Here is a 12,261-nt window from a genome sequence, read left to right as displayed (position 1 = left end):
GTTAATTGAGGCAATAGCGTTGGATCATGTTAACCAGTAAGACATTGGTCTTGTCAATTTCACTATGTGCCAAAAATTCATTAGGTTGATGTGCTTGATCAATTGAACCTGGGCCCAAAACAATAGTTTGACAGCCAAGTTGCTGAATAAAAGGCGCTTCGGTTGCATAGTTAACCGCACAACAACTATGACCACTTATTTCCTCAGCTATGCTGACTAAGCATTGATTATCATGCGCATTTTTTTCTTGTTCAAAACTTGGTGAGCTTGGGTGTAGTTCTTCAAAACTAATCCGTCCAGGGTGCTTCTCTGCAAGGGGCTTTAAGGTTTCACTCAACCAATGCAGTAACTCATCATCACTCATTCCGGGTAATGAGCGTAAATCGATATCTAAATCACAATGACCACAAATCCGATTGGCATTATCGCCTCCTTTGATCGCCCCCATATTCAATGTCGGAGCAGGCACATCGAATGCTTCATTATTGTAATTCAGATTAAATTTTTCTTTTAAACTGATTAATTCGCCAATAATTTGGTACATAATTTCAATGGCATTGACGCCTAGATTTGGTTTGCTTGAATGACCTGACTGGCCTTCGACACTAATGCGATGAGACATATGACCTTTGTGCATTACAACAGGCACTAAGTTGGTTGGCTCACCAATAATAGCAACGTCAGGTTTAACGGCTTGGCTTTGTGAAAAAAAACGTGCTCCAGCCATGGTGGTTTCTTCATCGGCAGTAGCTAAGACATATAAAGGCTTCTTCATGTGCTTCACATCTAGCCCTTTACATGCTTGTAAAATAAAAGCAAAAAAGCCTTTCATATCACAGGTGCCTAAACCATAAAACTTATCATCTTTATCAACTAGCCCCATAGGGTCACTTTGCCAACGTTTTTCGTCAAAAGGAACCGTATCGCTATGGCCTGCTAGTAATAACCCGCCTTCACCACTGCCAAGCTTTGCTAATAAATTATATTTGTTAGCACTGCTTTGGTGGGGACTTGGTACTTGTTGAATATCAATGCTAAAACCTAATTGCTCAAACCAAGTAGCAAGTAATTGTATTACTTTTAAATTTCCTTGATCCCAGCTAGGTTGAGTTGAGCTGATTGAAGGGCTGGCTATTAACTGAGTTAACGCCTGAGAAAAGTTAGGTAAGGTTGACATAAAAATCCGATTCAATAAAAAACAAAAACAATTTAAATAAAAGCTCAAATAATTATGTTAATTAGTTGCATAACTACCCATAAGCTGATAAATTCCTCTACAGAGTGTAAATAACCTGTTTTTATAAGGCTACTTTTTCATAAGGTACAGTGTAATGCTAATTGTTCAAGAAATCCGACGACGATAGATAAATATTTTATTATCTCTTGGACGCTTTAGTTATAAGAGAATAGTTATTTATATAAAAATCATATCGTTATTAGTTTTCGTTGAATAGTAAGGTTTACATTGTGACAAAAGTTCAAAAGGTTGCCGTTATTGGTGCCAGTGGATATGCCGGCGCCGAGTTAGTTGGTTTATTATATCAACACGATAAAGTTTCAATACAACATTTAGTTGTGTCGGAAAATTCTACTTCCTGTGGAAAACTTTTTAGCGAATTACATGGTCGCTGGCAGGGGATATGTGATGTACCCTTGCAATCTTTTTCTCAAAAGTGGTTTGATGACAAGGTGGCAAATGCCGCTGAAAAATTAGATGCTGTTTTTTTTGCAACCCCTCATGAATTCAGTGCTGATTGGGCGAAAGCTTTTGTTGACGCTGGCGTAAAAGTATTTGACCTGTCAGGTGGCTTTAGATTAAAAGAAGCTGGTGATTATCCAAAATTCTATGGTTTTGAACATGCCAATATTGAGGCGTTAACACAAGCTAAATATGGTTTAGCAGAGTGGCAACAAACGGATATTGCCAATACCAACTTAGTTGCTGTTCCTGGCTGTTATCCAACCGCGAGTTTACTTTCCCTAAAGCCTATTACCAGTAATCAACTGTATGTTGAAAATTCACTCATTGTTGTCAACGGTATTAGTGGAGTGAGTGGCGCTGGAAGAAGTGCATCACTAGCGACTAATTTTAATGAAGTCAGCCTTAAGCCATACAATATTTTACAACACAGACATCAGCCTGAGATATCTCAAGAAGCGAACGCGCAAGTGATTTTCAATCCGCATTTAGCCCCGTATAAAAGAGGGCTGCTAGCGACAGTAACGATGCAATTAAAAGCAGAGGTTACTGCCGAGCAGGTAGATGCAGCATTTATAAATGCTTATCAAGATAAACCACTGGTCAGGCTAGTGAATGCTTGGCCACAAATTGGCAATGTGGCGCATACTCCTTTTGCTGATATACACTGGCAAGTAGATGAAGAACAACATGTGGTTGTGGTGAGTTGCGCCATTGATAACTTACTTAAAGGCGCTTCATCACAAGCTTTGCAATGTTTTAATATCTCACTAGGGTTGCCTAGCGAATACAGCTTACTAGCCAATAGAACTTAGGAGCTAATCATGACAAAACCACTGGTTATAAAAATTGGCGGAGCCATTTTAGAGAAAGAGACCGCTTTAAAGGCACTGCTAGCACAAATAGCGCAATTAAAAACGACAGCCAAAGTGGTGTTGGTTCATGGTGGTGGTTGTGTTGTTGATGAAATGTTGGCACAAGCGGGCTTTACCACAGAAAAAAAACACGGTTTACGGGTTACTCCCAAAACACAAATCGCCTTAATTAGTGGTGCATTGGCGGGTACGGTCAATAAATCAATTGTGGCTAAGGCAAATAGTATGCAACTGCCCGCTGTTGGTTTGTCTTTAGCTGATGGCGATATGGTGGCTTGTGCTAAATCTGAACTAGACTTAGGTGAAGTGGGTGTGCCAAGCCCTAAATCAAGTCAATTATTAGATGCGTTAATTAATAGCCATTTTTTACCGGTAATTTCTTCTATTGGTGCATTAGCCACTGGTGAGCTGGTTAATGTTAATGCTGATGATGCAGCGGTGGCTATCTGTCAGCTTCTTAATGCCGAGCTGTTATTGTTGACCGATGTTAATGGTGTGAAAGGCAGTGATGGTAACTATTTACCTTCATTAAATAGTGAACAAGCAAATTCATTAATTGAGCAAGGTGTTATAGCTGGCGGCATGACAGCAAAGGTACAAGCAGCGCTACAAGCAGCAAATCAATTACGACGAAGTATCGCGGTTGCTAGTTGGCAATCGCCTGAGCAAATTACCGCATTGCTTGCAGGGCAAGGTGTGGGAACACAAATACAACCTGATTAGCTCAGTCTTTTTAGCAAAGACTAAGATACCTTAATTGAGTCGGAAATAAATTGAGTCGAGAATAAATTATGTCACAACCCATAAAATCATTATCTATCAGTAATTTTTTAGCCGATGATGCGCTAAACAAACCACAACTATTAGCGTTGATAGAACTTGCTATCAACATCAAAAATAACCCAAGTGATTATAGTCAAGCACTAGCGGGTAAGTCAGTGGCGATGATTTTTGAGAAACCGTCATTAAGAACGCACGTTAGCTTTGATATGGGAATAAATAAATTAGGGGGGCATGCACTGTATTTAGGTCAACAAAATGGCAAGTTAGGTGAACGAGAGCGTGTTAGTGATTATGCTAAAAATCTATCTTGTTTTGCTGATGCTATTGTTGCTCGTGTATTTAGTCATGACTCCATTCAAGGCTTAGCGGAATATGCAAGTGTGCCAGTTATTAACGCTTTGTGTGATGTTTACCATCCATGCCAAGCCTTGGCGGACTTTGTTACGCTAACCGAACAATTTACTGATCTCTCAAAAGTGAAATTAGCTTATGTGGGTGATGGTAATAATGTCTCCAATTCATTGATGCTTATGGCAGCCACTTTAGGTGTCGATTTTACCTTAGTCACTCCAGTCGGTTATGAAGCTCAAAGCAGTATTATTGAAAAATCGCAAACACTCGCCGCTGCATCAGGAGCAAGTTTAATCATAACTAGTGATATTAATGCCATCGGAAAACAAGATGTCATCTATACTGATACATGGATTTCAATGGGTGATGAAGATACTAACAAAAAAGCGGAAATTTTAACGCATTTTGCCCCCTATCAGGTCAATCATGAGTTAATGAGCAAGGCTAATGCTAGCGTAGTGATGCATTGCCAACCAGCGCACTTGGAAGAAGAGATCACCACAGAATTATTTGATAGCGAAATGGCGGTGGTATTTCAACAAGCAGAGAATAGAATGTGGGCCCAAAATGCCGTGCTCGTATCGTTATTAAAAGAATAGTATGCCTATGTAGATTACTCAGGAGTTACTGACAAATATTCAAAGACACCAATGTAGGGCGGACTTCAGTCCGCCAAAGTTACCAAATGGGGCAATAAATTACCCCCTACAAAACAGTATTTCATTTGTCCTGAGCATAGAGATTTAGAATAAAGATATTTATTGAAATAGACTTAACAAACAAATTAACAACCAAATTTAGAGAACAACATCATGAGTATTCAAAAGAAACAAGTAAAAAAAGTGGTATTAGCTTATTCAGGCGGATTAGATACTTCGGCTATCATTCCATGGTTAAAAGAAAACTATGACAACTGTGAAGTTATCGCTTTTTGTGCTGATGTCGGCCAAGGTGATGAAGAGTTAGAAGGCATTAAAGAAAAAGCAATCGCTTCGGGTGCGTCAGAGTGTTATGTCGCTGATCTGAAGGATGAGTATGTAAAGGACTATATCTACCCAATATTAAAAACCGGTTCGGTATATGAAGGTCAATACTTGCTAGGTACCTCAATGGCGCGGCCAATTATTGCTAAAGCCCATGTAGAAGTAGCCCTTAAAGTAGGTGCTGACGCTATCTGTCATGGCTGTACGGGTAAAGGTAATGACCAAGTACGTTTTGAATCTTGTTTTGCTGCCCTTGCACCACAACTTACCGTTATTGCGCCATGGCGTGAATGGGACATGGTTTCACGTGAAGATTTACTCGACTATTTAGCAGAGCGTAGTATTCCATGCTCAGCGTCTTTAACTAAAATATACAGCCGTGATGCCAATGCTTGGCATATTTCTCACGAAGGTGGCGAGTTAGAAGACCCTTGGTGTGAGCCTTCTAAAGAAGTTTGGACGATGACTGTAGATCCTATGGATGCTCCTAATACGCCAGAAACTGTGGCATTAAGTTTTGTTGAAGGCGAGTTGGTTTCGGTTGACGGTAAAGCAATGTCTGCTTATGAATCACTTATGTATCTTAATGATAAAGCGGCAGCTCATGGTGTTGGCCGTATTGATATTGTTGAAAATCGTTTAGTTGGCATGAAGTCACGTGGCTGTTATGAAACCCCAGGTGGTACGGTATTAATGGCCGCTTATAAAGGCTTAGAAACCTTAATTCATGACAAAGAATCTCTAAAATTCCGTGAATCTATTGGTTTAGAATTCTCGCACGTTATTTATGATGGTCGTTGGTTCACGCCATTGGCTAAAGCACAACTTGCGGCAGCGGCTTCGTTGGCAGAAAAAGTCACTGGTGATATCGTGGTTAAATTATATAAAGGCCAAGCAACGGTTACACAACGTCGTTCACCTAACAGTTTGTACTCAGAAGAGTTTGCAACCTTTGGTGCTGATGATGTTTACGACCAAAAACATGCAGAAGGCTTTATTCGTTTGTTCAGTCTTTCAAGTCGTATTGCTGCGCTCAAAGCTCAAGACGGGGAGAAGTAACTATGGCTTTATGGGGTGGACGCTTTAAAGAAAAAGCGAGTATACAATTTAAAAAGTTTAATGACTCGCTTCCTGTTGATTACCGTATGGCGGTGCAAGATATTGTTGGCTCTATTGCATGGGCGCAAGCGATCCATGAAGTGGGCGTGTTAAATGACGACGAGCTGGCTCGCATAACAACGGCATTGAATGAGTTAAAAGCTTCTGTTGAAGCTGATCCTAAACAGATCTTACTGTCAGATGCGGAAGATATTCATAGCTGGGTTGAAATTCAGCTGATTGAAAAAACAGGTGATTTAGGCAAAAAGCTCCATACAGGTCGTAGTCGAAATGATCAAGTTGCCACTGATTTAAAACTGTGGTGTAAAGAGTCTGGTGGTGATTTATTGTTTGCTTTAGTCAATTTACAGCAAGCAATGATGAATTTAGCCGAACGTGAAAAAGACACTGTACTGCCGGGATACACCCATTTACAACGTGCGCAACCTGTAACGTTTGGTCATTGGTGTTTAGCCTATGTTGAAATGTTTAACCGAGATATTGGCCGCTTAAAAGATGCGTTATATCGTCTAGATGTTTCGCCTTTAGGCTCAGGGGCTTTAGCAGGTACGGGTTACCCGATAGATCGTAATGCACTTGCTCAGCGTTTAGGTTTTAGAACAGCAACGATGAATAGTTTAGATGCGGTTTCAGACCGTGATCATGTGATAGAACTATTGGCAAGTGCCAGTATTTCTATGATGCATCTATCGCGCTTTGCAGAAGACCTTATTTTTTATAATTCGGGTGAAGCCGGTTTTGTTGAAATGAGTGATCTAGTCAGTTCAGGCTCCTCATTAATGCCACAAAAGAAAAACCCTGATGCATGCGAATTAATTCGTGGTAAAGCTGGGCGTGTTTTTGGCTCATTAACTGGCATGTTAACCACCATGAAAGCCTTGGCACTTGCTTATAATAAAGATATGCAAGAAGACAAAGAAGGGCTTTTTGATGCACTAGAAACGTGGGAAGAGTGCATGGAAATGGCTGTGCTAGTTGCCGATGGCTTGAAGGTCAATAGAAGTCGTACCTTAGCAGCAGCTCAACAGGGTTATGCTAATGCAACTGAGCTTGCTGATTATTTAGTGGGTAAAGATATTCCGTTCCGCGAAGCGCATCATATTGTTGGTGAAGTGGTATTAGCAGCTATTGAAAAAGGTTGCCCGTTAGAAGATTTAACCTTGACCCAGTTGCAAGAGTTTAGCGATAAAATTGACCAAGATGTGTATCAACACTTATCAATAGAATCAACGCTAGATAAGCGTGAAGCACTAGGCGGAACTTCTCGTTCGCAAGTAGAAAAAGCGATTGCTACTATTCAAGCTGGCAATGGCGAAATTCTGAATGAACAAGTGGTTGGCGCACCGGGTAAACAGCAAATTAAAGTCGCACTTAAGCAAGTTAAACAGCGGTTAAACGCACAACGTGCCGCGGCTATGTCAGTACGTAGAGCGCGTATGTCTGATGTTGAAAAAATACATCAGCAAGTCAACATTCAAGCTGACAAAGGTGAAATCCTACCACGGACACTGGATAATATTATTCATGATATTCAAAACTTTGTAGTTGCAGAGCTTGACGGTGAGGTGGTGGGTTGTGCATCACTTTATATTTATCAAACCGGGCTTGCGGAAATTCGTTCCGTGGTTATTGAACAAAGCGCGCAAGGTCAAGGCCAAGGACAAGCCCTAGTGCAATATTTGCTAGAGTTTGCTCATCAAATGGAGTTAGAACAAATTATTGTTTTAACCTATATTCCTGAGTACTTTAGTAAATTAGGTTTTAACGTAATAGATAAAAACTCCTTAGCGGAGAATATCATTGAGGATAGCGAGCCTAGCCCACATAAAGAGCCAGCTGATGAAGTGGCGATGGAATATATTGTAGGTCAGAGTAGTTAAAGAATGGAAAAGATGAATAATAGCGACCAAAATTATGTTAAATGGTTTAGAAATGCCGCGCCTTATATCAATGCTCATCGCGGTAAAACTGTGGTTCTGATGTTTGGTGGTGAAGCGGTATTACACCCTAACTTTTCCAATATTATTCATGATATTTCCCTGTTGCGTAGCTTAGGGGTTAAGTTAGTGGTGGTGCATGGCGCACGACCGCAAATTGCTGATCGTATGGCGCAACGTCATATTGATGAAGTACTTGAAAACAATATACGCGTTACAGATGCTGATACCCTCAGTGCGGTTAAAGATGCGACAGGCTCTTTGCGATTGCATATTGAAGCGTTGCTGACTACCGGTTTAGCTAACTCCCCCATGCATGGCTCACAAATAAGAGTGAGCACGGGTAATTTTGTTATCGCTAAACCTATGGGGGTTCGTGATGGCGTCGACTTTAAATATACAGGCACAGTGCGCAGAATTGATGCTGATGGCATCAATATGCAATTAAATTATGGCTCCATCGTATTATTGTCGCCTATTGGTTATTCTCCCACTGGTGAGGTGTTTAACTTAGCGTTAGAAGATGTCGCGGCGCAAACCGCTATTGCTTTACAAGCAGACAAACTCATTACCTTTACTGAAGCTGAAGGGCTCTTAGATGAGGTAGGTGAATTGATCAAAAGCTGCAGTGTGCGTCGGGTTGGCACTTTGCTCGATGAAAAAGATTGCCATGTCCGTCAATTACTACTTAGGGCGATTATTCAAAGTGGTGAAAATGGGGTTGAACGTTGTCACTGTGTTAGTTACCAAAGTGATACTGCACTGTTACAAGAGCTATTTACTCGTGATGGTGCAGGAACCCTGATAGCCAAAGATCACAAAGAGCAACTCTTAGTTGCAACCATAGATGATGTTGCGGGTATTTTAGAATTACTGGCTCCTCTTGAAGCGGAAGGGGTTTTAGTTAAACGTTCACGCGAATTGCTTGAAGTAGAGATTGATCAATTTTTTGTCCTTAAAAAAGAAGATGTTATTGTCGCTTGTGCAGCACTTTATCCCTATCCTGATGCAAAAATGGGCGAAGTAGCTTGCGTTGCTATTCATCCTGATTATCGCAGTGGCAATCGTGGTGCACGTTTAATGGCTGAGTTAGAACATGAAGCTAAACAGCAACAACTGACCGCAATTTTTGTTTTAACTACTGTCAGTGGCCACTGGTTTCAAGAACAAGGCTTTATCGAGCAATCTATGAATAAATTGCCAGAAGGTAAACAGAAAATGTATAACTTTCAACGTAAATCTAAGGTGTTCTTTAAAGATATTTAGTGATTAATTTAATTTTGATAGCTTAGCTTAGGTTATATTACAATTTGAAGGTTTGGATGTAATCAAGGAATGGCCCATTACTGCTCTTGGTACCGCCAATGACATAAGTTGTATCACCTAACGTGGTGGTTGCATTATGCCTACTCGCCTTATAGCCAATGTCAATCTTTTCCCATTGATGTGTGAGGAAGTCATAAGAATAGGTAGATTTCAGCTGTTTATAATCGCCAAAAACAAATAATTTATCGTGAATGACAGTAAGTGAATGAGCGCTTATTTTAACAGGCATAGCTGGCAGTTGTTCCCAGGTGTTTGATTGAGGATCAAATCGTTCAAATACATCAAGAGAAGAAGCTCTATTATAGCCACCAACAACATATATTAAGCCATCTTTTGCTATTGCCTTGGTTGTTTTTGCTGTTGGCATATTAGCCGCTCGCAACCACTTTCCTTTAGCTATATCTAGGACGGCGACCATAGGACTAGCAGTTAACTTTCCTTTTTTTGGGTAAGCACCACCAAACACAAAAATACGATCATTTAGAAAGGCCGCACTATTGAAACGTGTTGGTGCTGGTAGTGGTTGAGCAAAGCTAACTTGGTGGGTAATGGTATTAAATACTTCTACTCGCTTTTCAAAACTAAATTTTTTGTTGTTGATACTGACACCACCCAATATATAGATTGAGTGTTTACCATCCCAAATGGCAGAAAAATATCGTCGTGGAATTAACTTATTTTTTAACACTTGTGTTAAACCTAATACGGGATCAATGATTTCAATATCTGAAAGAAAGCCCGATTTATTGGCTCCAGCTAATACATAAATGTTTTTGCCGTCATTTACTGCTGCATGACCATAACGAGCCATAGACAAAGATAATGGCTCTGTTTTTAAGGTAGATTTTGAACTACAACCGGTAAGTACAATTCCGAAAAAAATTATATAAAATAGAGCGGTAGTATTTTTTGAAAAGTTCATGATATAAGTCCGTTAAATTATCAAGCGGGTAGGGTATTATACTCAAAGTACAACTAGTCACATCAGTGTTTTATCAGTTCAGTTAAACTTGGCTGTTTTGATAATAACGCCTTAGCACCGTAAACCAATCTATGAGTTCCATGACAGCGTGCGCAAGCTAATACGGCGAGTGTGCCAAGATCTCTTCCTTGTTCATTGAGGGTACCCGTTTTTAAGTTGTGTTCTAGGCTTAATATTGTTTTGTTCATTTGCGTGCTTGGATAGGGTTTTTTATCTTTTTTATGACAATCACTACACACCTGACCGAGTTTGTGTAGATTTTCTTTGAGGTTAGCCAGTGTAGATATGGCTAGCACAGGCTCGTTATCTTCAGCAGCTATCTTTATTTGATTGACCTGCTCAGTTAAGGTTTGCATATGTGAGTTAAATGATAGCGAAGGCTCAATTTCTATGGTTGAAAAATCAGGAGCACGGTACGTCAAAGCCGTGACCGCTTGATAATCTTGGTGGCAGGAATCACAATTTTTTTGCAATGTGTTCACAGAAGCTAATACGCCGGAATAATTTTGCTTAATTGCATGATCCTGTAAACTTGCTAGCGTGACAGTATCTAATTTTTTATGCCAACTGGGAACCATTTCACCAATTTTGAGATAATGCTCAGTGAGTGCGACCGCCCATTTGCTAAGATGCTTATTTTCTTTTTTTTCTGCATAATACGCTACAGCCTGCATTTCTCTGCGCAACTTAAACATATTATGCAGCCACACTTGACGTTTATTTTCGGGTTTGTACCATTGGGCGAGCTCTTTTGGTGGTGTCTTAACTATGATCGCCTTGTCTTGGTGTTTATAGACAAGCCCTGCGATTGCTAAAACAAGCATCACTTGAAGTACAATAAAATAAATCCATCTCATATGTTTGATAATCTCTATGCCAGTGTGAATAGGTATTATGTGATGGTATATCAATGAAGTAAATGATCAGTTGATTAAGCACAAAAGATTTTAACTTCATTGACTTGCTTGTTGTATTTTTCCTAAGTCGATATGTCCTGTAGCTATTAAGTTTTGTTGAAAAGCTGCTCGACAAGCAGCAGAGCGATTTTGTGATAGTTTAAACTTACTGCTGACATCAATGATAGCTAAAGTAAACACAGTGATGGCTGACAACATCTGTTGTACCATTTTTTCATTACTTACATTGTTAAACTCAGCAAAGTCCCATTGGGGATCAAAGCGGCGGCTCATTTTCTCCATCGCTTTTAATTTATCCTCGGTATTATCAATACAGTTTACTCTACATGTTAATGATACCGTTGCATAATTCCATGTAGGAACAAGCTGTTCACTGTGCCAACGAGGCGATATGTAGCCATGAGGGCCAGTAAAAATAACCTTAACCTTAGGGTTTACTGATATTGCTTTTATTAGTGGGTTATTGTTTGGTAAATGCCCCAGTAAAGTACTGTTTTCAAGCAACTGTAGTGGGCAATAAACCAATGCTGAAAATTCATCGTGATTATTACTTGAAGCAAGAAGTTGTGCAAATGGATAAGTGATCAAAAGTGCTTTTTCTTCAGTGCTAAGCTTGCTATTAAGTTCAGTCTTTAGGTTATTCATAAGTCGATACCATTTTTTCTTGTAAGTGCAACTTTACCGAAGGCCACTCGCGATCAATTATCGAAAAGATAGCTGTGTTGCGGTAACTTCCGTCAGGTAAAATTCGTTGATTACGTAATATTCCCTCAAATTTCGCACCTAATCTTGCAATCGCTGTGCGCGACTTTTGGTTTTGTTCGTGGGTTTTAAATTCCACTCGAATTGCACCAAGCACTTCAAAGGCGTGTTCTAGCAAACAATATTTTGCATGGGTATTAATATAGCTACGCTGAAATTTGGGGGTGATGAAGGTAAAGCCAATTTCGACACTTTTATCTTCTGTATTAATCGAACAATAACGGGTGCTACCGACAAACTGGTCGCTGCTATTATCGAAAATAGCAAAGGGGACATGTTCACCTTTGTCTGCCATGTCTTGCGAATATTGAAGCCAGTCTTTTGTCGACTCGATGGAAGTACATTTATCGGGTAATGACCAAGTCCAAATATCAGGAAAAGATCCGGCACTAAAAAAGTCGGCTAAATGCTCCATTTTTAAAGGATGCAACGTTACTTTGTTGGTGCTTAATGTGATGACGGTTAGTTTATGCATATTAGGTCTCCATAAAAAGTATGGCTCATATTTTGCCGTTTTATGGTATAAA

General features: G+C 39.9%; 11 protein-coding genes. 6 read left to right on the top strand and 5 right to left on the bottom strand.

Going from position 1 to position 12,261, the window contains the following annotated elements:
* Nucleotide 1: 1 nt before the first annotated feature.
* Nucleotides 2-1,177, bottom strand: a complete 1,176-nt coding sequence (argE, locus tag ABXG98_RS11500) for an acetylornithine deacetylase (RefSeq protein ID WP_353538821.1) — start codon at nucleotides 1,175-1,177, stop codon at nucleotides 2-4.
* Between the two features lie 290 nt (nucleotides 1,178-1,467).
* Here argE and argC point away from each other — a divergent pair, with 290 nt between their 5' ends.
* The 6 genes from argC to argA all read left to right on the top strand — a co-directional run bounded on the left by argC (nucleotide 1,468) and on the right by argA (nucleotide 9,013).
* On the top strand, nucleotides 1,468-2,514 hold the full coding sequence (gene argC / locus ABXG98_RS11495; protein WP_353538820.1) for an N-acetyl-gamma-glutamyl-phosphate reductase: 1,047 nt from the start codon (nucleotides 1,468-1,470) through the stop codon (nucleotides 2,512-2,514).
* Nucleotides 2,515-2,523: 9 nt separating this feature from the next.
* Nucleotides 2,524-3,297 (top strand): acetylglutamate kinase, encoded by a 774-nt coding sequence (argB, locus tag ABXG98_RS11490; RefSeq protein ID WP_353538819.1) that lies wholly within the window; start codon nucleotides 2,524-2,526, stop codon nucleotides 3,295-3,297.
* 95 nt (nucleotides 3,298-3,392) lie between these two features.
* A complete protein-coding gene (locus tag ABXG98_RS11485) occupies nucleotides 3,393-4,307 on the top strand; it encodes an ornithine carbamoyltransferase (RefSeq protein ID WP_502901558.1) in 915 nt (304 codons plus the stop codon).
* Between the two features lie 213 nt (nucleotides 4,308-4,520).
* Entirely contained in the window at nucleotides 4,521-5,750 is a 1,230-nt protein-coding gene (locus ABXG98_RS11480) for an argininosuccinate synthase (protein WP_353538817.1), read from the top strand.
* Nucleotides 5,751-5,752: 2 nt separating this feature from the next.
* A complete protein-coding gene (gene argH, locus ABXG98_RS11475; protein WP_353538816.1) occupies nucleotides 5,753-7,690 on the top strand; it encodes an argininosuccinate lyase in 1,938 nt (645 codons plus the stop codon).
* 12 nt (nucleotides 7,691-7,702) lie between these two features.
* Nucleotides 7,703-9,013, top strand: a complete 1,311-nt coding sequence (gene argA / locus ABXG98_RS11470; protein WP_353538815.1) for an amino-acid N-acetyltransferase — start codon at nucleotides 7,703-7,705, stop codon at nucleotides 9,011-9,013.
* A gap of 37 nt (nucleotides 9,014-9,050) precedes the next feature.
* On the opposite strand, the gene ABXG98_RS11465 is transcribed toward argA, so the two are convergent.
* From ABXG98_RS11465 to ABXG98_RS11450, 4 genes are all read right to left on the bottom strand, one after another.
* The gene (locus ABXG98_RS11465) at nucleotides 9,051-9,995 is read right to left on the bottom strand and encodes a Kelch repeat-containing protein (protein WP_353538814.1); all 945 of its coding nucleotides are present in this window, start codon (nucleotides 9,993-9,995) and stop codon (nucleotides 9,051-9,053) included.
* A 62-nt stretch (nucleotides 9,996-10,057) separates the two neighbouring features.
* Nucleotides 10,058-10,912 carry a hypothetical protein gene (locus ABXG98_RS11460; protein WP_353538813.1) on the bottom strand — a complete coding sequence of 285 codons (855 nt, stop codon included), beginning with the start codon at nucleotides 10,910-10,912 and terminating at the stop codon, nucleotides 10,058-10,060.
* 96 nt (nucleotides 10,913-11,008) lie between these two features.
* Nucleotides 11,009-11,617, bottom strand: a complete 609-nt coding sequence (locus tag ABXG98_RS11455; RefSeq protein ID WP_353538812.1) for an FMN-binding negative transcriptional regulator — start codon at nucleotides 11,615-11,617, stop codon at nucleotides 11,009-11,011.
* Nucleotides 11,610-12,209, bottom strand: a complete 600-nt coding sequence (locus ABXG98_RS11450; protein ID WP_353538811.1) for a GNAT family N-acetyltransferase — start codon at nucleotides 12,207-12,209, stop codon at nucleotides 11,610-11,612. The genes ABXG98_RS11455 and ABXG98_RS11450 overlap by 8 nt, the downstream gene beginning before the upstream one ends.
* Nucleotides 12,210-12,261 lie beyond the last annotated feature (52 nt).

This window comes from Colwellia sp. KU-HH00111, assembly GCF_040362745.1.
In the GTDB taxonomy this organism is placed as follows: Bacteria; Pseudomonadota; Gammaproteobacteria; order Enterobacterales; family Alteromonadaceae; genus Colwellia.
Note: the sequence above shows the minus strand (reverse complement) of the source record. Positions and strands in the feature narration are given on the sequence as shown.